Genomic DNA, 24,466 nt, shown 5'->3' with positions numbered 1-24,466 from the left:
GAGAGCAGCCATGACGACCACGCCCGCCGCCCGACCGACGGCCGCCGCCCCGCCCGCACCCAGCCTGATCCCCACCCTCCCCGGCCGCACCTACACCGACCCGGACGTCTTCCGCCAGGAGCAGCAGGCGCTCTTCGAACGGCTGTGGTTCTGCGCCGTGCGCAGCGCCGACCTCGGCCGTCCCGGCGCCTTCCGCACCGTCCGGGTCGGCCGGGAGAGCGTTCTGATTACCCGCAACCGCACCGGTGAGCTGCGTGCCTTCCTCAACGTCTGCCGGCACCGCGGCGCCCAGCTGTGCACCGCGGAGTCCGGCGAGGTCCGCCGCAACCTCCAGTGCCCGTACCACGCCTGGACCTACGACCTCGACGGCCGCCTGGTGGCGGCCCCCAACCTCCAGCGGATGCCGGACGTCGACCGCACCGAACGCGGCCTGGTCACCGTCCCGCTGCGGGAATGGCTCGGCTATGCCTGGGTGTGCCTGGCCGACGAGCCGCCGTCCTTCGAGGACACCGTGATCGGCGCGGCCGTGGAGCGGCTGGGCGACGCCGCGGCCATCGACCGCTACCGGACCGAGACCCTGGCCCTGGGTCGCCGCATCAGCTACGACGTGCGGGCGAACTGGAAGCTGATCGTCGAGAACTTCATGGAGTGCTACCACTGCGCCACCATCCATCCCGAACTCACCGACGTCCTGCCGGAGTTCGCGGACGGCTTCGCCGCGCAGTACTACGTCGGCCACGGCGCGGAGTTCGCCGAGGAGGCGCAGGGCTTCACCGTCGACGGCAGCGCCGGCTTCGGCCGGCTGCCCGGCATCGACGACAGCCAGGACCGGCGCTACTACGCGGTGACCGTCCGCCCGCAGGTCTTCATCAACCTCGTCCCCGACCACGTGATCCTGCACCGGATGTTCCCGCTGGCCGCCGACCGCACCCTGGTCGAGTGCGACTGGCTGTACCTCCCGGAGGTGGTCGACGCCGGCGCCGACGTCGCCAAGTCCGTCGAGCTGTTCCACCGGGTCAACGTCCAGGACTTCGACGCCTGCGAACGCACCCAGCCGGCCATGGCCTCCCGCGCCTACCGCGACGGCGGGGTCCTGGTGCCCAGCGAGCACCATATCGGCGGGTTCCACGCCTGGTTGACCGCGCGGTTGGCGGACGGGGACGGCTGACCCGCCGCGCCACCGGCTGCCGCGCCGGGGCGCGGTGCGCCGCCGACGGTCGGGCCGACGCGCCTCAACCGGCCCGGCCGGCGGCCCGCCGCCACGCCGCCTCGCGCAGCAGCCGCAGCCCGTTCAACCCCACGATGACCGTCGATCCCTCGTGCCCCAACACCCCAAGGGGCAGGGGGAGTTCACCGATCAGGTCCCAGGCCGCCAGTCCCGAGATGAACACCGACGCGATCACCAGGTTCTGCACGACCAGCTTCCGCGCCGCCCGGGAGAGCCGCACCACCGCCGGCACGGTGGCCAGTTCGTCGCGCACGATCACCGCGTCCGCGGTCTCCAGCGCCAGATCCGACCCGGCCCGTCCCATCGCGACACCGGTGTGCGCGGCCGCCAGTGCCGGGGCGTCGTTGACGCCGTCGCCCACCACCAGCACCCGTCGCCCGGCCCGTTCCTGCTCCCGGACGGCGGCGACCTTGTCCTGCGGCAGCAGCCCGGCCCGGACGTCGTCGATCCCGGCCTCCTCGGCGAGCCGGGCGGCGGCCCGCGGGTTGTCGCCGGTCACCAGCATCGGCGTGCGGCCGGTCAGCGCCCGCAGTGCGCCCACGGTCGCCGCCGCTTCCGTCCGCAACCGGTCCGCGATCCCCAGCACCCCGACCGGCACACCGTCCCGCACCACCAGCACCGCGGTGTGCCCGGACTCCTCCAACTCGGCCACCGTGGCACGGACGTCGGGGTCGTCGCCGGGCAGCAGCCGGGTCGGCGCCCCGACCTCGACGAGGGCGCCGTCGACCCGGGCGCGGACGCCGGTACCGGGCGTGGCGGCGAAGTCCTCGGCCTCGGGCAGCGCGCCGTCGCGGTCGCGGGCGGCCCGCACGACCGCCCGGGCCAGCGGGTGCTCGCTCGGGTGCTCGGCGGCGGCCGCGCAGGTCAGCAGCGCGTCCGCGGAGAGCCCGGCGCCGGGCAGCGGCCGGATCGCGGTCACCCGGGGCGTGCCCTCGGTGAGCGTCCCGGTCTTGTCCAGGGCGACCGCGTCCACCTGGCCGATCCGCTCCATCACCACGGCCGACTTGACGAGCACGCCGTGCCGTCCGGCGTTGGCGATCGCGGACAGCAGCGGTGGCATGGTCGCCAGCACCACCGCACACGGCGAGGCGACGATCATGAACGTCATGGCCCGCAGCAGCGCCCCGGCCAGCTCGGCCCCCAGCAGCAGGGGAACGGCGAACACCGCCAGGGTCACGACCACCAGGCCCACCGAGTAGCGCTGTTCGACCTTCTCGATGAACAACTGGGTCGGCGCCTTGGTGTCCGACGCCTCCGCGACCATCGCCACGATCCGGGCCAGGACCGAATCCCCGGCGTCCCGTTCGACCCGGACACGCAGGGCGCCCAGGCCGTTGAGGGTGCCCGCGAAGACCTCGTCGCCGGGCTCCTTGGCCGCCGGCAGCGGCTCACCGGTGATGGTGGCCTGATCGACCTCGCTGACCCCGCTCAGCACCCGGCCGTCCGCGCCCACCCGCTCGCCGGGTCGCACCAGGACCGTGTCGCCCACCACCAGGGCGGCGGTGGGCACCGTCTCCTCGCCGCCGTCACCGGTCAGCCGGGTCGCCGTCGCGGGTGCGAGGTCGAGCAGTCCGCGCACCGAGTCCTGGGTGCGGGCCGTGGCCAGCGCCTCCAGGGCGCCCGAGGTGGCGAAGATGACGATCAGCAGCGCACCGTCCATCACCTGGCCGATCGCCGCCGCCCCGAGCGCCGCGACGATCATCAGCAGGTCGACGTCGAGCGTCCGCTCGGTGAGCGCCCGCAGTCCGGCCAGGGCCGGTTCCCAGCCGCCCGCCGCGTACGCGACCGCGTACAGCGGGCCCCAGGTCCAGGCGGGCGCGCCGGCGAGCTGGAGCGGCAGCGCCACCAGGAAGGCGAGGGTGGCCGCGGCGGCCCAGCGGGCTTCCGCCAGCGCCCACACCCGGGTGCGCCGCGGGGCGACCCGGGAAGTGGTGGTGGCCGCTGGTGGCGACGGCATGGTGGTGGTGACAGGCATGACGGAACGACCCTTCGCGGGCAGGGGCGGATGGCACCCTCACCGTACAGGAATAGATGAACAGCTCTTCATTCGTTCCCGTGCATGGGATCCTTAGGATGGCTGCCATGGGCCACGGAATTGATGACAAGAGCAGCGCCACCACCCGAGAACGCCTGGACTCCGTAGGGGCGGACGACGTCGCCGCCACCCTCCAGGCCCTCTCCACCCCCTCCCGGCTCCGCATCCTGGCCCGCCTCCAGGAGGGCCCGTGCGCGGTGGGGGACCTCGCCGCCGCCGTCGGCATGGAGCAGTCAGCCTGCTCCCACCAGCTCCGGCTGCTGCGCAACCTCGGCCTGGTCACCGGCGAACGCAACGGCCGCTCGATCGTCTACGCCCTCTACGACCACCACGTCGCGGAACTCCTCGACCAGGCCCTCTACCACGTCGAGCACCTCCGCCTCGGCCTGCGCGACGCGCCGTCGCCCAGCGCGGAGCCGCTGGCCGGATGAACGCCGCGGGCCCCGGCCGGAAGCTCCGACCGGGGCCCGTGCCGCCCGCTCACATCCGCCGGTTGTCCAACACGGCCACCGCCTGCCGGATCCGCTCGGTCTCCGCCGTGTCCACCTCGACCACCAGCAGCTCCGGCGCGTCGCCCAGCCGCGCCCGCACCGTGCCGTCCGGCCCGATCAGCGCGCTGTGCCCCACGCCGGTCGGTGCCTTGGTGGGGGCCTCAGGATCGGCGTCCTGGTCCGGTGCCGCCTGGTCCACCGCCGCCAACCAGACCGTCGCGTCCAGCGCCCGCGCCCGCACCAGCAGGTCCCACTGGTCCCGCTTGCCCGGGCCGGCGGCCCAGGACGCGGCCAGCACGGACACCGTCGCCCCGGCGTCCGCGTGCGCCCGGAAGAGCTCCGGGAACCGCAGGTCGTAGCAGGTCGCCAGGCCCACCCGGACGCCGTCCACGTCGACCGTCACCACCTGCTCGCCCGGCGCGACGGTCTCCGACTCGCGGAATCCGAAGGCGTCATAGAGGTGGATCTTGTCGTACGAGGTCTCCACGCCGGGCCCGGTGACCAGCAGGGTGTTGGCCACCCGGCCGTTCGGAGCCGGCGTGAACATCCCCACGACCACGGTCACCCCGGCCTCCCGGGCCACCGCCCGCACGCCCTCGGCCCACGGTCCGTCCAGCGGTTCGGCCAGCGGCCCCAGCGGCGCTCCGAAGCACACCATCGCCGCCTCCGGCAGCACCACCAGCCGTGCGCCCTCGGCGGCGGCCCGGCGCACCAGGTCCGCGACCTGCGCGAGGTTCTCCTTCGGCTCGGTCGAAGAGGTCATCTGGCACAGCGCGATACGCATCGGAGCCTTCTCCCGTCGTGTCCGGTCCCGCGGCCCGCGCGGGGATCGTGCGGGCCGCCCTGATCAGGACGGTACGCCGTACCGCGGCCGGACCACACCTTTCCTCCGCCGCGGACGCGGACCGGGGCCGTCGGGGCCGGTTCCGCCGGGGCCGGGGCGACGGACGGCCGCCCCGGCCCGCCCGGATCAGGCCGGTGCGCCGCCCGCGCCGGCGATCTCCTCCGGGCGCAGCAGCGCGGCGAGCCGCTCCTGGGGCAACAGCCCCCGCTCCAGGACCAGTTCGGCGACCCCGCGCCCGGTGGCCAGGGCTTCCTTGGCGATCGCGGTCGCCGCGGTGTAGCCGATGTGCGGATTGAGGGCGGTGACCAGGCCGATGGAGTTCTGCACGTTCGCCCGCAGGGCCTCGGTGTTGGCGGTGATGCCCCGGACGCAGCGTTCGGCGAGGGTGCGGCAGGCCGCCCCGAGGTGGGTGATGCTCTCCGACAGCGCGTGCAGGATGATCGGTTCGAAGGCGTTGAGTTGGAGCTGACCGGCCTCCGCGGCCATGGTGATGGTGACGTCGTTGCCGATCACCTCGAAGGCGACCTGGTTGACGACCTCCGGGATCACCGGGTTGACCTTCCCCGGCATGATGCTCGAACCGGCCTGCACCGGCGGCAGGTTGATCTCCGCGAGCCCGGCGCGCGGCCCGGAGGAGAGCAGCCGCAGGTCGTTGCAGCTCTTGGAGAGCTTGACCGCGATCCGCTTGAGGACACCGGACAGGTGGACGAACGCCCCGCAGTCCTGGGTGGCCTCCACGAGGTTGGCGGCGGTCACCAGCGGCAGTCCGGTGATCCGTGCCAGATGGCCGCGGGCCGCCTCGGCGTAGCCCTTCGGCGCGTTGAGGCCGGTCCCGATGGCGGTGGCCCCGAGGTTGATCTCGTGGATCAGGGTGACCGCCTCGGCCAGCCGGCTCTGGTCCTCCTCCAACATCACCGCGTACGCCGAGAACTCCTGGCCCAACGTCATCGGCACCGCGTCCTGGAGCTGGGTGCGGCCCATCTTCAGGACGTCCCGGAACTCCTCCGCCTTGTCGGCGAAGGCCTCGCGCAGCACCGTCATCGCGTCCAGCAGCTCGCGCACCGCGCTCACCGTCGCCACCTTGACCGCCGTCGGGTAGACGTCGTTGGTGGACTGGCTGAGGTTGACGTGCTCGTTGGGGTGCAGCCGGGCGTAGTCGCCCTTGGCGTGCCCCAGCAGCTCCAACGCCCGGTTGGCGATCACCTCGTTGGCGTTCATGTTGGTCGATGTGCCGGCGCCGCCCTGGATCACGTCGACGACGAACTGGTCGTGCAGGCGGCCGGCTTGGATCTCCCGGCAGGCGGCGACGATCGCGTCGGCCGACTCCGGGGCGAGCAGGCCCAGGCCCGCGTTGGCGCGGGCGGCGGCCTCCTTGACGGCGGCGAGCGCGTCGATCAGGTGCGGGTAGCCCGCGATCGAGGCGCCGGTGATCGGGAAGTTCTCCGTGGCGCGCAGGGTGTGCACGCCCCAGTAGGCGTCGGAGGGTATCTCGCGGTCGCCGAGCAGGTCGTGTTCGCGGCGGTGGCCGGACGTCATGACGGGAGGTTCCTTCGTGCGGTGGGATGCGGAGAGGGGTGCGGCGGGTGCCCCTGCGGTGGGGCGCCGGGGCCGGGGCGGTCGGCTACGGGCGGTCCGGCGGGGCCGCCGCCCGTGCCGGTCCGACGATGGTCGACAGCGTCGACTCGACCCGCGCGAGGTGGTGCTTCATCGCTTCGACGGCGTCGTGCTCGGACCGGTCCACGAGGGCCTCCACGATCGCCCGGTGTTCCCGGTTCGCCTGCTCGCGGCGGCCGCCGACGTCGTTGAGGAAGGCCGACTGGCGGGCCAGCGCGTCCCGGATCTCCTCGATCACCCGTCGGAAGACCGGGTTCCGGGCGGCCTCGGCGACCGCCAGGTGGAAGAGCGTGTCCATGGCGACCCAGGCGGTGGTGTCGGCCTCCCGCTCCATCCGTTCCAGCAGGTGTGCCAGGCGGTCGAGGTCCTCCGGCGTCCGGCGCAGCGCCGCGTACCCGGCGACCGGGACCTCGACGTGCCGCCGGACCTCCAGCAGGTCGCTGGCCGCGTAGTCGCCGAAGGTCGGGTCGGCGACCGCCCCGTCCGAGACGACGAAGGTGCCCTTGCCGGTGCGGGAGACGGTGAGCCCCATCGTCTGGAGCGCGCGCAGCGCCTCGCGGAGCACCGGCCGGCTGACTTCGAGGCGGCGGCACAGCTCGGCCTCGGAGGGGAGCTTGTCGCCGACGGCGTAGTCGCCCCGCTCGATGGCCCCGCGCAGATGGCTCAGCACCGCCTCCATCGCGCTCACGCGGCGCGGGACGGGGGAGAGCGGCGGGACACCGGCTGTCTGGCTGTCTGACAGGTTCACCTGGGGATCGTCGACCGACGGTGGGGGAGCTGTCAAGCGCGGGGCGCGTGGGGGCGCGGACGCCGGGTGTCGAGTGTTCTGCGCCACACCCGCTTCCCGGTCGCCGGCGTGCCGGGCGGACGTCGAGGTGCTGCCAACGGCCCTTGCTTTCCAGTGAGTTGAGGTGAAGGAGGATGTGGTGCGGGCCGCTCGGGACACCCCCTGAACGGCCGAAATCGGGTGGGGTTAGCATATGAGCACCGCCTAGCTCGATCGAGAGATAAGCCTGTGACTGTCAACGACGACTCGTTCACTAACTGGAAGAACCGCGAGGAGATCGCGGAGTCGATGATCCCGATCATCGGGAAGCTGCACCGGGAGCGGGACGTCACCGTTCTCCTCCACAGCCGCTCCTTGGTGAACAAGTCGGTGGTCAGCATCCTCAAGACGCACCGGTTCGCCCGGCAGATCGCAGGCGAGGAGCTGTCGGTCACCGAGACGCTGCCGTTCCTGGAGGCCCTCACCACGCTCGACCTCGGCCCCTCCCAGATCGACCTCGGGATGCTGGCCGCGACGTACCGGGCCGACGACCGCGGGCTCTCGATCGCGGACTTCACCGCCGAGGCCGTCGCCGGCGCCACCGGCGCCAACAAGATCGAGTGCCGCGAGGGGCGCGACGTCGTCCTCTACGGCTTCGGCCGGATCGGCCGCCTCGTGGCCCGCCTCCTCATAGAGAAGGCCGGCTCCGGCAACGGCCTGCGGCTGCGCGCCATCGTGGTCCGCGGCGGCGGCGAGCAGGACATCGTCAAGCGCGCCTCGCTGCTGCGCCGGGACTCCATCCACGGCCAGTTCCAGGGCACGATCACGGTCGACGAGGCGAACAGCACGATCGTCGCCAACGGCAACGAGATCAAGGTGATCTACGCCAACGACCCGAGCGAGGTCGACTACACGGCGTACGGGATCAAGAACGCCATCCTGATCGACAACACCGGCAAGTGGCGCGACCGCGAGGGCCTGTCGAAGCACCTCCGCCCCGGTGTCGACAAGGTGGTGCTGACCGCCCCGGGCAAGGGCGACGTGCCCAACATCGTGCACGGCGTCAACCACGACATGATCAAGCCGGACGAGCAGATCCTGTCCTGCGCCTCCTGCACCACCAACGCGATCGTCCCGCCGCTGAAGGCGATGGACGACGAGTACGGCGTCCTGCGCGGTCACGTGGAGACCGTCCACTCGTTCACCAACGACCAGAACCTGCTGGACAATTACCACAAGTCCGAGCGTCGCGGCCGTTCGGCGCCGCTCAACATGGTCATCACCGAGACCGGTGCCGCGTCCGCCGTCGCCAAGGCGCTGCCCGACCTCCAGGCGAAGATCACCGGCAGCTCGATCCGGGTGCCGGTGCCGGACGTCTCGATCGCCATCCTCAACCTCCAGCTGGCGCGCGAGACCAGCCGCGAGGAGGTCCTCGACTACCTGCGTGACGTGTCGCTGACCTCGCCGCTCAAGCGCCAGATCGACTTCACCAGCGCCCCCGACGCGGTCTCCAACGACTTCATCGGCTCGCGCCACGCGTCGATCGTCGACGCCGGCGCCACCAAGGTCGACGGGGACAACGCGATCCTCTACCTCTGGTACGACAACGAGTTCGGCTACTCCTGCCAGGTCATCCGGGTCGTCCAGTACGTCTCCGGCGTGGAGTACCCGACCTACCCGGCGCCGGTGGCCTGACCCCGGCGGTCCGCCGGGCCGTGGCCCGGCGGGGCCCGAGCGCCCGAGGGGCTGTCATCGATCCGATCGGGATCGGCGGCCGCCCCTTCGCCGTTCAGCTGTCGAGGAGCGGCGGGGGGTGGTCGAGGAGGGCGTCCGTGGGCTCCTCTGGGTCAGGCGGGACCGTGCCGACGAACCGCTCTCGAAGACGTCCGAGAAGCCGTCCGGCAGCTGGGGACGCCGAGCACGGTGCGAAACCGGCCAGCGTCCGGGCGATCGACGGCGTCGTGCCGGTCCTTCCCCCAACGGGTCGGCCGCCGGCAGTCGCCACTGCGCACCAGCCGCGGCCGGCGCCGCCGCCGGTGCCCATGGGCACCGGCGGCAACACCTGACGAAGGCCGCCCTCAAGGCCGCCCGGCCCGAAGGGAATTGAGGCGCGGCCGATCCGCACACGGTGCCGGACGGTCCCCGTCCGGGGGAATTGCCGAAAAGTGCCTCGCCAGAACTTTGCCGGACGGTGACGATGCGAACGTGAATCGTGATCATCGTCGTGCCACGCACCGTCGCCGGGTCCTCCGGACCGGTCTGGCCACCCTCAGCATGCTGTCGTTGATGTCCGCCCTGCCGGCCGCCGCGCAGTCACCCCGTACCCCCGCTCCCGCGTCGCCGTCGGCCCGTCCGCTGACCGCGGCCGAAACCCGCACCGCCGCCTACTTGGACTCCGTCCGCAAGGACCCGGCGCAACTGCGCGGCTTCTTCCGGCAGTTGCCCAAGGGCGGCGACCTGCACAACCACCTCTCCGGCGCGGTGCCGACCGAGTACCTGATCACCCTCGCCGCCGAGGACGACCTGTGCGTCGACGTGCAGACGATGACGGCCGTCCCGGGGCCGTGCGGACCGGGCAAGCGGCCGGCGGCGGACGCCCGGACCGACCGCGCCTTCCACGACGCGCTGGTGCGTGCCTGGTCGATGGAGGACTTCCCGTCGGGCACCTCGGGCCACGACCACTTCTTCGACACCTTCGGCAAGTTCGGCGAGGTGACCTGGCGCCACCGCGGCAAGCTGCTGTCGCGGGTCGCCGACGACATCGTCGGACAGAACCAGTTCTACCTGGAGACGCTGGTCACCCCCGCCTCCGAGGAGACCAAGAAGGTCGCCGACCAGGTCGGTTGGCTCGGCGACTTCGACCGCATGCACCGGGCGCTGGTCGCCGACGGCAAGCTGGACCGCCTGGTGGCCACCGCGCGCAAGGAAGCGGACGACGCCGACGCCGAGTTCCGCAAGACCTCCCGCTGCGGCACCGCCCGACCCGCGCCCGCCTGCCGGCTCACCGTGCGGTGGAACTCCCAGGTGTCCCGGGGCAGCAGCCCCGAGCGGGTGTTCGCGCAGATGGAGGTCGGACTGCGGCTGGCCGAACGGGACCCGCGCTTCACCGCCGTCAACCTCGTCCAGCCCGAGGACGGCGAGAGCGCGCTGCGCAACTACGGCCTCCAGATGAAGATGCTCGACTACCTGCACCGCACCTACCCGCGGGCCCACATCACCCTGCACGCCGGTGAGCTGTGGCCGGGCCTGGCCAAGCCGGAAGACCTGAAGTTCCACGTCAACGAGGCCGTCAACGTCGCGCACGCGGAACGCATCGGCCACGGCGTCGACCTCGTCCACGAGGACGGCTGGCAGCAGTTGGCCCGCACCATGGCCGCCCGCCAGGTCGCCGTCGAGGTCCCCTTCACCAGCAACGCCCAGATCCTCGGCGTCAAGGGCGCCGAGCACCCCTTCGCCACCTACCGGGCGTACGGCGTGCCGATCGTGCTGGCCACCGATGACCCGGGCGTCTCCCGCATCGACATCAGCCACGAGTACCAGTACGCGTCCACGACGTACCGCCTCGGCTACGGCGAGCTGAAGGACCTGGCCCGGGCCTCCCTCCAGTACTCCTTCCTCTCCGGCCGCAGCCTGTGGCAGGGCAACCCGACCCGGTCCGGCTACCACCCGGTCGCCGCCTGCCGCGGCCAGCTCCCCGGCAGCGGCACCCCCGGCGCCGCCTGCCGGCTGCTGCTCGCGTCCAGCCCCAAGGCGGCCGTCGAGTGGCGGCAGGAGGCGGCGTTCGCCGCCTTCGAGAAGAAGTTCGCCGCCCGACGCTGAGCGCGGACCGGCCCTCCCGGGCCCCGGGCCCCGTCCACGACGGAGCTCGGGGCCCGGCGCCGTCCGCTCAGCCGGCCGTTCCGGTGGGCTGCGCGCGGAAGTCCAGCAGGTAGAAGACCTTGTCCCAGCGGCGGTCGCCGAGCGCGACGAAGTCCGGGATCCGGCCGTACTCCCGGAAGCCCAACGACCGGTACATCCGCAGGGCGTGGGCGTTGTCGCCCCGGGCGTCCAGGGTGAGCACCTCGACGCCGGCCCGCCGGGCGTCGTCGACCAGCGCGCCGGTCAGCGCCCGTCCGATGCCGCGACCGTGCGCGGCGCCAGCCACCGCCAGCTTCTCCAGGTCGGCGTGCGGGCGGTGCGTCGGCCGGGTGTAGCGCAGCCAGTAGCCCAGGCCGAGCAGGGTCCGTCCGACGTACGCGGCCCGCAGCGCCCCGTCGCCGACAGTGGCCGCGGCCCACACCCGCTCGACGAGTTCGGCCACCTCCGCCCGCTCCGGGGGGTCCACCCAGCCCAGTGCCGCGCCCCCGGCGACCAGGTCGGCGAGGATCCGGTGCGCCGCCCCGACGAACCCGGCGGCGCGTTCGGGGTCGGCCAGCACCGCGCGGGCGTCGAGGAGGACGGGCTCCGAGGCGTCGTGGGGCTCGTCGGTCGTGAGGGGTCGCATGGGCGGCAGCCTAGCGCCGCATCAGACAACCTCTGCCGTGTAGTTGTGGTGCCGTGCCGGATCCTGGTCAGGGCAGTGTCGTGTCGCCGGGTGCGGTGCTCAGGTGCGTGGCGGGACGCTGGCGATCTCTCTCCTGGCACGGCGGCGGACCCCGATCGGCAGTTGCGGGGCCGACTGCTCGATCTCCTCCCACTCGGACGACGTGACGTCGACGTCTGTCTCGGTCATCTGGTCCCCGTTCGCCAACCGCAGTTCCACCTTCCGACGGAGGGCCGCGTAGCGCACAGCGGCGGCTCGGTGGCGCGAGGCGAGTTCCGGGTAGTTCCAGACGAGTTGGCCGGCACTGAGCGCGGCCGTCAGCAGGCTGGCGGCGCCGGCCACCACACGAACACCGGTGAGGCCGGAGGTCGAGAGCGAGGCGAAGAGCGTGGTGCCGACGACGGCGGACAGCATGGCTGTGGTGATGCCGCTGACGCGGTTCCAATGATCGAATCGCTCCGAGGCGATGTTGTGCGCCACATGGAGCATCTGTAAGCCCCGGCTCCAACGCTCCAGTATCTTGACGCAGTCCAGAGCGCCGCCATCTGCCACCGTCTGTACCCCCGACTCGACCACCACGCCCCCTGCGCAGGCACCATCTCGCCCGACTGTGAAGTCCCTGTCAAGTGCGCACCGTGATAGGGCACCAGGGGGGCGGTGGGGGGCCGGCGGCCGGTTAGTGGGCGGGCCGTGCGCGCACCGCCTCCTCCAGGGCCGCGGCGATCCGCCGGACGTCCTCGGCGGTGGTCCGCCAGTTGCTGAACGCGGCCCGCAGGGCGGGCAGTCCGGCATACACGGTGGGGGTCAGGAAGACCTCGCCGGCCAGTGCGTCGGCCAGCGCGGCGAGCCGGTCCGCGGTGGGGGCGTCGGCGAGGGTGAAGCAGACGACGTTCAGGCGGACCGGCGCGAGCAGCCGCAGTCCGTCGAGGGCGGCGATCGCCTCGCCCAGGGCGCGGGCGCCTTCCGCACACCGTTCCACGATCTCGCGGTGGCCCTCGCGCCCGTAGGCGCGCAGCGTGAACCAGGTGGACAGGGCTCGCAGCCGGCGGGAGTTCTCCGGGGTGAGGTGCACCAGGTCCGGGGCGTCGCCCAACGGACCCAGGTAGGCGGCGGCGTTCTGGAAGACCCGGGCCTGGAGGTCGCGGCGGCGGGTGAACTGGACCGCGCTGTCGTACGGGACGTTCAGCCACTTGTGCAGGTCGATGCAGAGCGAGTCGGCCAGGTCGAGGCCGTCGACCAGGTGGGCGTGGTCCGGGGAGAGCGCGGCGAAGGCGCCGAACGCGGCGTCCACGTGCAGCCAGCAGCCGTAGCGGTCGCGGAGCGCGGCGAGGGCGGGCAGGTCGTCGAAGTCGACGGTGTTGACGGTGCCGGCGTTGGCGACGATGACGCACGGCCCGTCCGCTTCCTGGAGGGCGCGCTCCAGGGCCGCCGGGTCCACCGCCTCCCGGTCGGGGAGGGTGGGGACGGTGACCAGCGCGGACCGGCCGAGGCCCAGCACCGACAGGGCCTTGGCCACGCTGGAGTGCGCGGCGCCGGACAGCACCCGCACCGGGCCCAGTGCCGCCACGCCGTCCTGCGCCGGCGAGACGCCCCGACGCTCCCCGAGCCATTCCCGGGCGATCGCCAGACCCACCGTGTTGGACATCGTCGCGCCGCTGACCAGCGTGCCGTCATGGGCGTCGGAGAGCCCGAAGAGCGTGCGCAGCCAGCGCACGGTCTCGTGTTCCAGGTGCTGTCCGGTGGCGTCCAGGGACGACATGGAGTTCTGGTCGACGGTGGCCGTCAGCCAGTCGCCCGCGAGGGCCGCCGGCGTCACGCCGCCGGTGACGAAGCCGAGGTAGCGCGGCCCGGCGCTCGCCGACAGCCCGGGCTGCCACCGCGCGGCGAACTCCCCGAGGGCGTCGCGCAGTCCGGTGCCGCGCTCGGGCAGCGGGGCCGGTTCCGGGGCCGGTCGGGCGGGGACGACCGGCGCCGCGGCGAGCCCGTCGAGGTGCGCGACGGCCTGCCGCCGGGTGGTGTCCAACAGGTCGGGCAGGGCGGCGAGGTCGGCGGCGAGCTGGGGGTGCACGGTGCGCTCCGTTCGTCGGTTCGAGCAGCGTTCCCGCCGACGCTAGCCGGGAGGGCCTCCCCGCCTCCTGGTCCAATGCGCGACAAGTGGACTGGAAAACGGGCCGGGTGAGCGCAGCGGCCGTGCCGGGCGGAGCGGCCGCCGGCGCGGGCCCTACGCCCGCGCCGCGACGGCCGGCCCGTCCGGGGCGCCCTGCGCGTCCCCCGTGGCGGACGCGTCCGCGGCGCGGCGCTCGTCCAGGAACCCGGCGATCAGCGCCGCGAATCCGGCCGGGTCCTCGCCCGGGGCCCCGTGCCCGGCGTCGATCTCCTGGTAGCGGCTGTCGCGGATGCCGGCGAGCAGCGCCCGCTGCTGGTCGGCGCCGATGATCTGGTCGTGGGCGCTGGCCAGCACCAGCGTCGGTGCCGTGATCCGACCGAGCACCGGGCGCAGGTCCACGGAGAGGTCCACCTCGGTCTGGCGGGCGGTCCCGGGCGCCAGCGTCGTGGCCAGTGCCTGCACCAACTCCTCGTTCGCCGCGGTGTCGGTGCGCTGCCAGTACCGCGGGCCCAGTGCGGCCAGCGGCAGCATCCGGGCGAAGTGCGCGGTGCCGTGCGCGGCGTCGGTGCGCAGCAGGTCGAGCCAGTGGGTGAACTCGGCCCGCATCCGGGTGTCGGTGTGCACCCATCCGGCGTGCAGCAGCAGTGAGCGGACCCGCTCGGGCCGGTGCGCGGCGAGGTGGGTGGCGATCGCGGCGCCCAGCGAGTGGCCGACCAGGTGGAAGCGGTCCAGCCCGGCGTGGTCGGCGGCGGCCAGCACCTCGTCGGCGAGGTCGGCCAGGGTGAGCGGTCCGCCGTGGTCGGTGGTGCCGCCGGAACCCGAGTAGTCCGGCGCGACCACCGTGAAGCGGTCGGCGACGGCGTCGGTCAGCGGCAGCCACTGTTCGCGGGTGGCGCCGGTGCCGTGCACCAGCACCACTCCGGGGCCGGTCCCGGTGCGGTCGTACTCGACGGCGGCCGGGCCGGCGCTGAGGGGGACGTGGACGACGGGCATGGAAGTCTCCTTGCTGGGTGGGAACGTGGCGGGAAGGGGCGCACGGCCGTGCGCCGGCCGGCCGGGTCGGCGGGCGGGCGTTTTCAGGCGGTGGCGCGGGCGGCCGGCACCATCCGGGCCAGGGCGGCGCGCAGTGCGGCGTTGAACTCGGCGGGCCGCTCCTGCTGCGGCATGTGGCCCGCGCCGGCGATCATGCTGAGCCCTGCGCCGGGCGTGAGCGCGGCGCAGCTCCGGGGCACCTCCAGCGGGATCTCGGTGTCCAACGCGCCGTGCAGGTAGTGGATCGGCACCCGGAGCGCGGGCAGGACCGGCCGCGGGTCGTAGGCGGCGGCCGCGGCGAAGTGCTCGTCGATGTGGACCCCGGAGTCCAGGATCTGCCGGACCGTCCAGTCGACCAGCGCGGGCGAGGTGCCCGGTGCGTACCACTGCGGTACCCACGCGGCCAGGGTGCCGGCCCGGTCGCGGCGCAGGCCGTCGGTCAGTTCGGCCAGCGGCATCCCGCTGGACGGCCAGTACGCCGGTCCGTCCACCGCGATCACCCCACTGGTCAACTCCGGTCGCCTGACGCCCAGTTCGGTGGCGAAGGTCGCGCCGATCGACGAGCCGACGACCACCGGCCGGTCCAGCCGCAGCGCGCCGATCAGCGCCACCAGGTCGCTGACGACCCCGGCGGTGGTGTTGCCCCGGAGGGGTCGGGCCGACCGCCCGCAGCCCCGCCAGTCGACGGTGACCACCCGGTGGTCCCGGGTGAGGTCGGCCAGCTGCGCGCCCCAGGTCCGGGCGCTGGTGCCCCAGCCGTGCAGGAGCAGCAGCGCGGGGCCGGTGCCCTCGTCCTCGTAGTAGAGGGTGGTGTCGTTGACGTCCAGCTGGGGCACGGCGGCTCCTCCTCGCTTCGTCGGGCCCCTGCGGGCCTGCGGTTCGTGGTGCCCTCAGCCAACCGCGATCACGTCCGCCGACCAATGGGTGATCCGCGCTTACACTGATCGCGAACGGTGATCAATGAGGGTCACGGCGAACGGGGGACCATGGAGATCCGACAGCTGCGCTACTTCCTCACCGTGGCGGAGGAACTGCACTTCGGCCGGGCCGCCGAACGGCTGCACATCGTGCAGTCCGCGGTGAGCCAGCAGCTCCGCCGGCTCGAACGCGAGCTGGGCACCGAACTGTTCACCCGCACCACCCGCACGGTCCGCCTCACCGAGGCCGGCGACCGGCTCCTGCCGTACGCCAGGGAGATGCTCGCCCTCCAGGCCCGCGCCCGCGAAGCGGTCGACGCACTGCGCGCCGAGCAGGCGGCGCGGGTGCGGCTCGGCACCAGCTCCGGACTGGGTGAGCGGCTGGACACCCTGCTGGCCGCGTTCGCCCGGTCCGCCGGCCACGCCCCGCTGGAACTCGTCACCGGCAGCACCGAGGAGCGCCTGGCGAAGGTGCGCACCGGCGAACTGGACGCCACCCTGCTGCGCGGCGAACGGATCCAACAGGGGCTGGAGTTCCTGCCCCTGTGGCAGGACGCGCTGCGGGTCGCGCTGCCCGCGCACCACCCGCTCGCGGCCCGGGAGGCCGTCGAACTGGCCCACCTCGCCGAGCTGCCGCTGCGGCTCTCCCCGCCCGCGCGCAACCCCGCGCTCCACGACCTGGTCCTGCGCTCCTGCCGGGAGGCCGGCTTCGAACCGGTCATGGGCCCGGAGTTCACCAACGCCCAGGACACCCTCGCCGCCATCGGCTACGGCACCCCGTCCTGGACGGTCTTCTACGCCCCGCACGCCGAACAACTCCCGATGCCGGGCGTGGTGTTCCGCCCCCTGTGCGAGCCCGAGCCGACCCTGCGGACCTACCTCGCGGTGCGGCCCGGACCGCCGCGGGCCGGCCTGCGCGCGCTGATCGACGCCTGCAACGCCGCGGCCGACGACGCCCCCGGTGCCCCGGCGGCAGCCCCGGACCCGCACCGCGCACCGAGTTCCGGATGAGCGGTGCTCACGCTCCGCCCGCCGTGGCGGACGGCTGGGCCGGGACCGCGGCGGCGACGAACTCCGCCACGTGGGAGGGAAGTTCCCGGTGCCGGTACCACGCCAGGCGCACCGGGACGGGCGGCAGGTCGGGGACGGGCACGACCCGGATGGCCGGCGGCGCCAGGTCCGCCAACGACGCGACCGAGAGGTGCACGGCGTCGGACTGCACCACCACGGCCATCATCTCCGCGATGTCGTCCACCCGGTGCCGCCGGTGGATCGGCCGGCCCTGCGGGGTCCGGTGGGGCACCAACTCGTCCCACAGGTAGGCGGGGAAGTCCCCCGGGCGGTCGAAGGCGTCGTACGCGGCGACCTCCTCGATGGAGACGGCGTCGCGCCCGGCCAACGGATGCCGCGCGCCCACCACGACGGCGCGGGATTCGAAGTGCAGCACCTCACTGGTGACGAGGTCCGGCTCCTGGATGCCGAACTTGACCACCAGCACGTCGAGTTCGTCGCGGCGCAGCGCGGAGAACGGGTCGGTGAGGTCGTAGGGGGCGAGCACGGCCCGGTCCTCGCCCCATCCCGCGGCGGCCAGGATCTCCCGGGCCGTCCGCGGCGAGCTGGGGTAGCCGAAGCGGATCGGACGGTCCGCGGGGGAGCGGGGCGGTTCAGGCATCGTGGATCTCCTCGGTGAGGGCGGTGTAGGCGCGGAGGTGGTCCGGGCGCTCGGACGTGCCGTCGATCCGCAGCGCGGCGAAGGGGCCGGCCGAGGCCGGCAGCCAGGGTGCCTGGCGGACCACCAACTCGTCCCCGGGGCCGACGATGCCGTCCGCCACGGCTTCGACCAACAAGTGGTTGAGGTGGACCAGGCAGTTGGCGATGGTCACCCCGGCCGTGGCCACGTGCAGCTCCCGCCGGACCGGGGCGCGGCCTCGCCGGTCCCGGTCGGCCAGCACCCGCACCACCGTGGAGGGACGGGTCGGCAGTTCGGCCGCCCCGTCGAAGAGCTTCAGCAGCCGGCGCAGTGCGGTGCTGGCCCCGGCGTCGGCCGGGCCCTGCCAGGCGGCCGAGCCGTCGTCGGCCACGTGGTCGAAGGCGAACCGGTCCGTGAGGTTGACCGGGTTCCCCGCGAGGAAGACCGTGCGGGTGAAGTCGCGGCGCCAGTTCGCGGCCGCGGACGGCTCGACCCGGGCGGCGAACGCGCACGTGGCCCGCACCCAGGCCGGCAGGTCGAAGTCGCGCAGCACGCAGACCGCCAACACCTTGGCGTCCGACGCGGCTCGGGTGATCTCCCGCCGCGCCGACAGCAGCCCGTCGGCGGTCAGCAGGTCGAAGCGCGCCGCCAGTTCGGGCCGGGCGGTCCGGATGCGCCGGGCCACCTGCGCACGGAACAGTTCCTGGGACGTCGTCATAGGTAGACCGCCGAGAGCAGTTCGGGACTCGGTGCCGGCCGGTGCCTGGCCAGCAGAGCGGAGGTCAGCCGGTAGGGGTTGACGTGGAGGTGGGCACCGCGGTGCCGGGAGAGGACCTCCGGCAGCGGCGCCGGATCGGTGGCCCTGTCGTGGGACAGCAGCCGGGCGGCACGCGCCAGGCTCTGCCGCAGCGCCTCATGGCGGAAGGACTGCTGTTGGCCCGGCCCCAGCCCGGCGATGAAGTACAGGCGCATGCCCAGCCGCAGCACCGCGTCGTCGAACTCGGCCCCGGCCCCGCGCAGCAGCGCGCCGGTGGTGTGGTCGTGCCAGTCACCGTGGCGCGCGGAGCGGATCTCCCCGTCGATGGGCACCCGGCCGAGGGTGACCCGGCGGACGGTCGCTCCGCATACGGACAGCGTGCGCTCCAGGAGCAGGTAGTCGGGTTCCAGCTCACGGTCGTACAGCAGCACCGTCTCGTCGAACCGCGGTGCCAGCGCCACGAGTTCCCGCAGGACGCAGGCCAGGTAGTTGGGCCGTCCCCCGGCGTCGACGATCTGGCGCAGCGGCAGCCCGTACCGGGTGGCGTCGAGGAAGACCGGGCCGCCGTAGGCGCGCTGGTCGAGACACATGCCGGCGGCGCCGAGGCGGTCGATCACCTCCTCCAGCCCCAGTTCCGGCGGCTGGTGCGCGAGCAGTCCGGCGTCGTGCATGCCGAGGCGCGCGTAGTGCGCCGCCCACATGTGCAGGATCCGGGCGCTCGCCGGGTGAACCCAGCCGTGCAGTTCGACCGCCTCCGCGTAGGGACGCAGCGCGGCCGGTCCGGCCCGTCGTCCTTCGGACCGGTAGCCGACGTAGAGCTCGCCGATGTCCTCCTCCGTGAGACCGGAGTAGTCGGTGTCCCCGACGGTGCGGTCGAGGTGTTCCCAGAACCCGAGGGTCTGCTCCGTGAGGTGGTAGGTGGTGGGGCTGTACCGGTAGGTCACCTCGGCCAGTTGCGCGGTGGCCCGGTACATCACGTCGGTCCACAGCAGCCCCTTGAGGTGGCTCGGCGTCAGGGGCTTGGACGGGGTCACGGTGATCGGGGCCAGCAGCACCCGGGGGCGCGCCGCTCCGGGGGGCACGGCGTCGGCGTGCGAGCGCCGTGCCGGGTCGGGAGCCGAGGCGGTGTGGAGACTGGTCTGCACTATGCCCCTTCCGCCGCTGCGATCAGGTGCAGGAACGCGTCCCGGTCCGGCGCCGCGGGCAGCAGCGCCGGATCGATCGGGGGTGCCTGTTCCACCCGGGCCCGGAACTTCTCGTCGCCGAACGCCGCGGCCGGCGTGCTCAGCCCCATCACCACGCGGACGACGGAACGCCAGACCAACCCGTCGGTCAGGGACGCCGCGCGCACCCGTGCGGGGCTGGGCCCGTTGCCGTGCTGCGGCTGCGGCTGCGGCTGCGGCTGCGGCTGCGCGGGCGCCCGGCCGACACCGGTCGCCGCCTGCCACTGGGCGGCCCGCTGCGCGTCCTCGGACGCCGCGAACGCGTACCAGGGCGCGTAGCACTGCTCCGCGAGCCGGCCGGCCGCCTGACCGAGCGCCAGGTCGGGGACCGCGTCGGTGAGCAGGTCGGCGAGCCGGAAGGCGTGGTCCAGCGCGAGCGAGAGACCGCGGCCGTACAGCGGGTTGGTGACGCAGGCCGCGTCTCCGACCGCGAACAGCCCTGCCACCGGCCGCTGCCGGGTCGTCACCGTGCCGCGCAGCGTGTTCGGCGGGCAGGTGATGACGTTGACCGGGGTGAGCGGGTCGCTGACACCGGGGGCGAGCCAGGCACCGATGCCGGGCGTGGCCCGGGCCGCGGCGGCGAACGCACCCGGTTCGCGCAGCCGTGCCGTCGCGCGGTCGCCGGTGGGCACCATCACCGCGACGGCGAAGGTGCGGTTGTCCGCCGGGTGCAGCGCGGCGGCGTAGTGGTCCCACACCCCGGCCGCCGCGTTGCCGCGGTTGAGCGGTCCGGGGCGCCCGCCGCCGCGCAACCGGTACTGGCGGCTGTAGCCGGTGAGGGCGGAGGGCCCCACCAGGTCCTCGGCGACCGGGACCCCTGCGGATGCCAGCCAGTCGCGCGAGGCGGCGCGCCGGCCGGTGGCGTCGATCACGACCGACGCCGGCAGCACCTCGCCGTCCGCGGTGTGCACCCCTCGGACCCGCTCGCCGGCGGAGTCGAGCGCCAGCCCGCGGACCACCGTCCCGTGCTCCAACCGGACCTGCGGCAGGTCCCGCACGAACCGGTACAGGAGCAGTTCGAGAACGGTGCGGCGGCAGGCCAGCGCCACGAGATCGTCGTCGCCGACCTCCCGGGCCCGGTCCTCGACCAGCGGCGGCAACGCCTCGATGAGGTCCAGTAGTTCGGCTCCGGCCGCCAGAAGCGCGTCGAAGAGCCGCGGGGCCCGGCGGCGCAGCGTCCGCACGCCGATCGAGGTCAGGGAGTGCGAGTGCACCGCCTGCGGAACGGTGGGCCGGTGCCAGGCCCGCACGGCCTGCTCGACGGGCCCCTCCGGAGGTGCGGCCGAGCGCTCCAGCACCCGCACCTCGTAGCCGGCGCCGCTGAGGGCGAGTGCGGTGGCCAGTCCGGCGACGCTCCCGCCGACTACTATCGCGGGCACCGTCTCAGCTCCGTCGTCCGTGGACGAAGAACACCCGGCGCACACCGGTCTCGGAACGGTCCGGCACCGGATCGGGCCACCGCCCGTAGTCGGCGGCCGGCTCGCCCGGCTGCGTGGCCTCGACGGTGAAGCCGTGGGCGTCGAACAGCGCTTCCGGCTCGTCGGTGCCGAACAGCCACGGGCAGCCCCAGCCGGCGAACACGTCGAGCAGGTCCCGCATGTTCGGCAGGGTCAGTGCGGCCGCGTTGACGATGTCCGCGGCGATCCGGCTGCCCGGTGTCATGAGCGCGGCCACCCGGTCGAGGATGCGGTGCGTGTCGTCGCCGGGAATGTAGTAGAGCAGCCCCTCCAGCAGCCAGGTGGACGGCTGCTCCGGATCGTAGCCGGCGGCCGTCAACTCGCGCTCCCAGTCGGGCGACGTGAGGTCGAGGGCGATCGAGCGGTGGTCGACCCGGGGCGGTACCCCCCGCAGCCGCTCCTCCTTGTAGGCCAGGACCGCGGGCCGGTCGGCCTCGAAGTAGCGCAGGTGCGCGGGCCAGTCGAGCCGGTAGGCGCGTGAGTCCATCCCGGCGGGTGCCAGCACGATCTGGTGCATCTCCGGGTCCTGGGCGGCCGACTGGAGGAAGTCGTCGAAGAACCGGGTGCGGATGGCGTTGTAGTCGGGGGTGCTCGGGACGGCGCTCCGCACCTTCTTGGGGAAGGTGACCTCGTGGATCTCGCGGAGCAGCTCCTTGCCGTCCTCGCCGGCCAGCCGGACGGCGTAGGGGTCGGTGTAGAGCCGGTCCTCGCGCGCGGTCTCCGCCGCGCGCAGCGCCGCCGTCAGAAGTGCGGTCCGCTCGACGGCGTCCAGTTGCTCGGTCATGCCGTGCCTTCCTCGCTGACGGGGTCAGCGCCGGTCAGCTGCCCCCAGAGTGTGTGGTCCTGTCGGAACATCCGGTCCTTGACCTGGGTCGGCCGGATGCCGGTGGCGACGCTGGTGTGCCAGTCCCGCAGGAAGGCGTCACCGTCCAGGCGCCGCACGGTCGCGGCGGTCAGCCGGCCGGCCGCACGCGCCGTCCGGTAGCCCGCGGCCTCCCGGCCGATGGCTGCGTCCAGTTCGACCGCGAAGCGCCGCGTCTCCTGCGCGCTCCACGCGTCGCGGGCCGCCACGGCGAACTCGTAGTGCGCGACGGCGCCTTCGGGCCGGTCCGCGACCCGGCAGGCGGCGTTGCGGACGTCGAAGCCGGTGGCCTGCGCGGCCGCCGCGAGCGCCCGGATGACCTGTGCGTCGCGCAGCCGCTCGCCGACCGCGTCCGACCGGGTGCTGCGGCCCGCGTACGCCACCCGCGGCACGCCGGCGACCCGGTCGACGACCCGGACCACGTCGCCGACCGCGTAGCGGTACAGACCGCCGAGGTGGCTGAAGATCACGTGGTAGTCCCGGCCCGGCTCCAGTTCGTGCAGGGTCAGGGTCGGGGAGTCGGGGCGGATGTCGGACTCGGCGTCCAGGAACTCGTAGGCCGACGCGGTCACCACCAGGGAGCCGGCGGAGCCGTGTCGGTCGAGCGCGACACCGGTGGGCCCCTCGGACGCGGCGACGGGCGCCGGGAGCGTGGCCACGCCGGGGCCGAACTCCTCGCTCAGCCGCGGCAGGTAGAGCGTCGCCATGCCTGTCGTCCAGAGGAACAGCGCCCGCATGTGCGGCCAGACGTGGGCCGGCCGGATCGTCCCGAAATGGTCGGCCAGTCGCTCCAGGGTGGCCGCCCGTTTCGGATGGGGACTGCCGTACGGCACCCCGCCGAGTGTGCCGTCGCGGATCTCCTTGACCAGCCGGGGCCACCAGAGGTTCAACTGGTAGGGCAGCGCGGCCACCATCGCCGGGTTGATCCCGATGACGCAACGGACGTCGCTCTCCACCGCGAGGCGCAGCCGCAGGTAGGTCTTCTCCAGGTGGTCGTCCTCGTCGACCGGCACCGGCAGGGTGCCCCACGGCGCGAACGTGCCGGGTTCGGCGGACAGCGGCTCGCCGAACCGCGTACCGAGGTCCACCTGACTGGCACCGACGTGGGGCCGGCCCGAGGCCGTGGTCGGGGGCGCGGGACGCGGGTCGTGCTTGAGGTTCAGCACCGCGTCCGGCCGGTCGAGCACGTCGGGGAAGTGCTCGATCAGCGGGGCCCAGGCGGCGAAGTAGAACGGGAAGAAGGCCCGGCGCATGAAGCCCTCGGTGACCGGGATCTTCTTGTGGGCGCCGGTGGTGCCGCTGCTGGTGAAGTACACCGCGGGGTCGTCGGCGCTCAGCAGGTTGCTCTCGCCCGCCGCCATCCGCTCGATCCAGGGCGCCAGCGCCGCGTAGTCGTTGATCGGCACCGCTTTGCGGAAGTCGGCCAGGGAACGGATCGCGCCGAAGGAGTGGGCGCGGCCGTACTCGGTACCCGCGTTGTGCTCCAACAGCTCGCTCAGCACGCGGTGTTGGTGACCGTCCGCGTCCGCGAGCGCGTCGTGGAGGCGTTCTCGTTCGCCGAGGACCCGCTCCCGGTAGCTGCGCATCCGGGCCGGATCAGCCCATGGATCAACCGATGTCACGGCCCATCACCTCTCCTAGTAACTGCACGGTCCGGGAGACCTCGTCCGGCTCCTCGACGACGGTGACCGGCAGGTGCCGGACCTCGTCCAGAAGGGCTTCGCGCAGGTCGGACTGGTACTTCTCGAACGACGCCCGGTCGGGCCGGTCGCCGTAGTGCTCAAGGGGGTTGGCCTCGGCTCCTTCGCCGCTGCGCTCCCAGGCGGAAGCCGTCGACACCTCGAGGAAGACCACCTGCCGAGGCTGGGGAAAACTGCGCCACCAGTCGAACAGGGGGTGACTGTCGACGCCGGCCAGCCGGCACTTGGCGAGGATCTTGTAGTAGTAGGAGTCCACCAGCACCGGTGCTCCGTGCGGACTGCGCTCGATGCTGTCGCGCAGATGGACCGTCGCCGTCTGCAGCAGGGTGACCATGAAGTCGAGGGAGTAGCCGTCGTGCAGATCCGGCAGGACGTCGGCGACCAGGTTGCGGCGCAGCCTTCCGATCAGGGAGTGGCCGGGCGCCAGGAACGCGTCGTCGAGGGAGACCATGTGCCAGGAGGGCGCCCGCTCGGCGAGTTCCGTCAACGCGGAGGACTTGCCGGCGTAGTCGGTGCCGAGGAGCACGACGAACGGGGGTGCGCTGCGCGGCGCACCGGTCTCGGTGCGGCCAGGGGCGGTCAGGCTCGTGGTGTCCCCGGTCATCGGAGTTTCTCCGCGCCGGGACGGGAATCCCCGGTGTCCCGGAAACCGCGCGGTGGCGGGCACTCGGACGCACTCACCGGCCGACGGGTCCGATGCCGGCGCCGTTTTCGTCCGGCGCCGCTCAACGGATCAGTGGGCCCGAAACCGTAACCTGCCGAAGTCGACACGCTTTTCCCTCGTTCCTGAAGTGCCCTGGCCCCCGGAAACGGTTCTTACTCGGGTTTCTGGGGTATATCGCCGCGAGAGGTAATGGCAGCACCGTAGTGGCCGTTATCTATGAATATCCGGAGTCTTTCGGTGGGGCGTCGGAGGCCCGCGCCTGGCTGAATCTGCGCCTGTTCAGCGTGCGTTGTGCACCTCATCGTGGGACGGGAAAGTAAGCTGCCAGGCCCCGCCCCGTCTCCACCGCAGAGAATTCGGAAGACGTAATTCCATATTCCTCGCCGCCCGGATTTCGCGTGGGGCGCGGGCGGCGTGGACCGTAAGCCGGAAATTCTTGGAACGGCCGGCATCATGGGCGTACTCCGCGGAAGCTGCCGCCACCGGCGCAGCCGACACCGCATCACCGCCCGGCCCGCCCCCGCCTAAGGAGAAGCAGCTCAGGCAGCGTTTTCTCG

At 73.2% G+C, this 24,466-nt stretch carries 21 protein-coding genes; 5 read left to right on the top strand and 16 right to left on the bottom strand.

Features of this window, described 5'->3' with window-relative positions; translation table 11 throughout:
* The first annotated feature begins 10 nt into the window (after positions 1-10).
* Complete coding sequence (locus ACJ6WD_RS20365) at positions 11-1,168, top strand: aromatic ring-hydroxylating dioxygenase subunit alpha (protein ID WP_233657540.1); 1,158 nt, start codon at positions 11-13, stop codon at positions 1,166-1,168.
* Between the two features lie 64 nt (positions 1,169-1,232).
* Here the strand turns inward: ACJ6WD_RS20365 and ACJ6WD_RS20360 are convergent, their stop codons facing one another.
* A complete protein-coding gene (locus ACJ6WD_RS20360; protein WP_407616299.1) occupies positions 1,233-3,203 on the bottom strand; it encodes a heavy metal translocating P-type ATPase in 1,971 nt (656 codons plus the stop codon).
* A gap of 107 nt (positions 3,204-3,310) precedes the next feature.
* Here ACJ6WD_RS20360 and ACJ6WD_RS20355 point away from each other — a divergent pair, with 107 nt between their 5' ends.
* Entirely contained in the window at positions 3,311-3,694 is a 384-nt protein-coding gene (locus ACJ6WD_RS20355) for a helix-turn-helix transcriptional regulator (RefSeq protein ID WP_233657538.1), read from the top strand.
* A gap of 49 nt (positions 3,695-3,743) precedes the next feature.
* Here ACJ6WD_RS20355 and ACJ6WD_RS20350 read toward each other — a convergent pair whose 3' ends face one another.
* The 3 genes from ACJ6WD_RS20350 to ACJ6WD_RS20340 form a co-directional block, all read right to left on the bottom strand.
* Positions 3,744-4,538 (bottom strand): carbon-nitrogen hydrolase family protein, encoded by a 795-nt coding sequence (locus ACJ6WD_RS20350; RefSeq protein WP_016573942.1) that lies wholly within the window; start codon positions 4,536-4,538, stop codon positions 3,744-3,746.
* A 186-nt stretch (positions 4,539-4,724) separates the two neighbouring features.
* Positions 4,725-6,134 (bottom strand): aspartate ammonia-lyase, encoded by a 1,410-nt coding sequence (aspA, locus tag ACJ6WD_RS20345; protein ID WP_407616298.1) that lies wholly within the window; start codon positions 6,132-6,134, stop codon positions 4,725-4,727.
* An 85-nt stretch (positions 6,135-6,219) separates the two neighbouring features.
* Positions 6,220-6,960, bottom strand: a complete 741-nt coding sequence (locus tag ACJ6WD_RS20340) for a FadR/GntR family transcriptional regulator (RefSeq protein WP_331246345.1) — start codon at positions 6,958-6,960, stop codon at positions 6,220-6,222.
* 267 nt (positions 6,961-7,227) lie between these two features.
* On the opposite strand from ACJ6WD_RS20340, the gene ACJ6WD_RS20335 reads away from it, so the two are divergent.
* Positions 7,228-8,673 carry a glyceraldehyde-3-phosphate dehydrogenase gene (locus tag ACJ6WD_RS20335; RefSeq protein WP_016576644.1) on the top strand — a complete coding sequence of 482 codons (1,446 nt, stop codon included), beginning with the start codon at positions 7,228-7,230 and terminating at the stop codon, positions 8,671-8,673.
* 579 nt (positions 8,674-9,252) lie between these two features.
* Positions 9,253-10,797 carry an adenosine deaminase gene (locus ACJ6WD_RS20330; RefSeq protein ID WP_407616312.1) on the top strand — a complete coding sequence of 515 codons (1,545 nt, stop codon included), beginning with the start codon at positions 9,253-9,255 and terminating at the stop codon, positions 10,795-10,797.
* 67 nt (positions 10,798-10,864) lie between these two features.
* Here ACJ6WD_RS20330 and ACJ6WD_RS20325 read toward each other — a convergent pair whose 3' ends face one another.
* From ACJ6WD_RS20325 to ACJ6WD_RS20305, 5 genes are all read right to left on the bottom strand, one after another.
* Positions 10,865-11,461: a GNAT family N-acetyltransferase gene (locus ACJ6WD_RS20325; protein ID WP_407616297.1), complete on the bottom strand. Its 597-nt coding sequence runs from the start codon at positions 11,459-11,461 to the stop codon at positions 10,865-10,867.
* A gap of 99 nt (positions 11,462-11,560) precedes the next feature.
* A complete protein-coding gene (locus ACJ6WD_RS20320; protein WP_407616296.1) occupies positions 11,561-12,052 on the bottom strand; it encodes an SLATT domain-containing protein in 492 nt (163 codons plus the stop codon).
* A gap of 124 nt (positions 12,053-12,176) precedes the next feature.
* Entirely contained in the window at positions 12,177-13,568 is a 1,392-nt protein-coding gene (locus ACJ6WD_RS20315) for a pyridoxal phosphate-dependent decarboxylase family protein (RefSeq protein ID WP_407616295.1), read from the bottom strand.
* A gap of 153 nt (positions 13,569-13,721) precedes the next feature.
* The gene (locus ACJ6WD_RS20310; protein ID WP_407616294.1) at positions 13,722-14,600 is read right to left on the bottom strand and encodes an alpha/beta fold hydrolase; all 879 of its coding nucleotides are present in this window, start codon (positions 14,598-14,600) and stop codon (positions 13,722-13,724) included.
* 83 nt (positions 14,601-14,683) lie between these two features.
* Positions 14,684-15,475 (bottom strand): alpha/beta fold hydrolase, encoded by a 792-nt coding sequence (locus ACJ6WD_RS20305; protein WP_407616293.1) that lies wholly within the window; start codon positions 15,473-15,475, stop codon positions 14,684-14,686.
* Positions 15,476-15,625: 150 nt separating this feature from the next.
* Here ACJ6WD_RS20305 and ACJ6WD_RS20300 point away from each other — a divergent pair, with 150 nt between their 5' ends.
* Entirely contained in the window at positions 15,626-16,567 is a 942-nt protein-coding gene (locus tag ACJ6WD_RS20300; protein ID WP_407616292.1) for a LysR substrate-binding domain-containing protein, read from the top strand.
* Positions 16,568-16,574: 7 nt separating this feature from the next.
* On the opposite strand, the gene ACJ6WD_RS20295 is transcribed toward ACJ6WD_RS20300, so the two are convergent.
* Genes ACJ6WD_RS20295 through ACJ6WD_RS20265 form a run of 7 tightly spaced genes read right to left on the bottom strand, consistent with a single transcriptional unit; the run spans position 16,575 to position 23,849 of the window.
* Complete coding sequence (locus ACJ6WD_RS20295) at positions 16,575-17,228, bottom strand: LysR family transcriptional regulator substrate-binding protein (protein ID WP_233657529.1); 654 nt, start codon at positions 17,226-17,228, stop codon at positions 16,575-16,577.
* Positions 17,221-17,964 (bottom strand): DUF6182 family protein, encoded by a 744-nt coding sequence (locus tag ACJ6WD_RS20290; protein ID WP_376558662.1) that lies wholly within the window; start codon positions 17,962-17,964, stop codon positions 17,221-17,223. The genes ACJ6WD_RS20295 and ACJ6WD_RS20290 overlap by 8 nt, the downstream gene beginning before the upstream one ends.
* Entirely contained in the window at positions 17,961-19,148 is a 1,188-nt protein-coding gene (locus ACJ6WD_RS20285) for a hypothetical protein (RefSeq protein WP_331246352.1), read from the bottom strand. The genes ACJ6WD_RS20290 and ACJ6WD_RS20285 overlap by 4 nt, the downstream gene beginning before the upstream one ends.
* Positions 19,148-20,605 carry an FAD-dependent oxidoreductase gene (locus ACJ6WD_RS20280; RefSeq protein WP_407616291.1) on the bottom strand — a complete coding sequence of 486 codons (1,458 nt, stop codon included), beginning with the start codon at positions 20,603-20,605 and terminating at the stop codon, positions 19,148-19,150. Before ACJ6WD_RS20280 ends, ACJ6WD_RS20285 begins: the two co-directional genes overlap by 1 nt.
* 4 nt (positions 20,606-20,609) lie before the next feature.
* Positions 20,610-21,467 (bottom strand): class I SAM-dependent methyltransferase, encoded by an 858-nt coding sequence (locus ACJ6WD_RS20275; RefSeq protein WP_376558656.1) that lies wholly within the window; start codon positions 21,465-21,467, stop codon positions 20,610-20,612.
* Positions 21,464-23,167, bottom strand: coding sequence for a GH3 auxin-responsive promoter family protein (locus ACJ6WD_RS20270; protein WP_407616290.1), 1,704 nt, complete (start codon positions 23,165-23,167; stop codon positions 21,464-21,466). Before ACJ6WD_RS20270 ends, ACJ6WD_RS20275 begins: the two co-directional genes overlap by 4 nt.
* Positions 23,154-23,849: a hypothetical protein gene (locus ACJ6WD_RS20265; protein WP_407616289.1), complete on the bottom strand. Its 696-nt coding sequence runs from the start codon at positions 23,847-23,849 to the stop codon at positions 23,154-23,156. The genes ACJ6WD_RS20270 and ACJ6WD_RS20265 overlap by 14 nt, the downstream gene beginning before the upstream one ends.
* Between the last annotated feature and the right edge of the window lie 617 nt (positions 23,850-24,466).

The sequence above is a fragment of the Streptomyces sp. VTCC 41912 genome, from assembly GCF_045799175.1.
GTDB classification, from domain to species: Bacteria; Actinomycetota; Actinomycetes; order Streptomycetales; family Streptomycetaceae; genus Streptomyces; species Streptomyces albulus_C.
This window is presented reverse-complemented; position numbering and strand designations above follow the sequence as displayed.

What these genes read in the sequence shown, in the direction of transcription:
- ACJ6WD_RS20365 (WP_233657540.1), top strand. Translation starts at nt 11, where the DNA reads ATGACGACCACGCCCGCCGCCCGACCGACGGCCGCCGCCCCGCCCGCA.
- ACJ6WD_RS20300 (WP_407616292.1), top strand. Translation starts at nt 15,626, where the DNA reads ATGGAGATCCGACAGCTGCGCTACTTCCTCACCGTGGCGGAGGAACTG.
- ACJ6WD_RS20360 (WP_407616299.1), bottom strand. Translation starts at nt 3,203, where the DNA reads ATGCCTGTCACCACCACCATGCCGTCGCCACCAGCGGCCACCACCACT.
- ACJ6WD_RS20265 (WP_407616289.1), bottom strand. Translation starts at nt 23,849, where the DNA reads ATGACCGGGGACACCACGAGCCTGACCGCCCCTGGCCGCACCGAGACC.
- ACJ6WD_RS20290 (WP_376558662.1), bottom strand. Translation starts at nt 17,964, where the DNA reads ATGACGACGTCCCAGGAACTGTTCCGTGCGCAGGTGGCCCGGCGCATC.
- ACJ6WD_RS20355 (WP_233657538.1), top strand. Translation starts at nt 3,311, where the DNA reads ATGGGCCACGGAATTGATGACAAGAGCAGCGCCACCACCCGAGAACGC.
- ACJ6WD_RS20350 (WP_016573942.1), bottom strand. Translation starts at nt 4,538, where the DNA reads ATGCGTATCGCGCTGTGCCAGATGACCTCTTCGACCGAGCCGAAGGAG.
- ACJ6WD_RS20325 (WP_407616297.1), bottom strand. Translation starts at nt 11,461, where the DNA reads ATGCGACCCCTCACGACCGACGAGCCCCACGACGCCTCGGAGCCCGTC.
- ACJ6WD_RS20330 (WP_407616312.1), top strand. Translation starts at nt 9,253, where the DNA reads ATGCTGTCGTTGATGTCCGCCCTGCCGGCCGCCGCGCAGTCACCCCGT.
- ACJ6WD_RS20310 (WP_407616294.1), bottom strand. Translation starts at nt 14,600, where the DNA reads ATGCCCGTCGTCCACGTCCCCCTCAGCGCCGGCCCGGCCGCCGTCGAG.
- ACJ6WD_RS20275 (WP_376558656.1), bottom strand. Translation starts at nt 21,467, where the DNA reads ATGACCGAGCAACTGGACGCCGTCGAGCGGACCGCACTTCTGACGGCG.
- aspA (WP_407616298.1), bottom strand. Translation starts at nt 6,134, where the DNA reads ATGACGTCCGGCCACCGCCGCGAACACGACCTGCTCGGCGACCGCGAG.
- ACJ6WD_RS20295 (WP_233657529.1), bottom strand. Translation starts at nt 17,228, where the DNA reads ATGCCTGAACCGCCCCGCTCCCCCGCGGACCGTCCGATCCGCTTCGGC.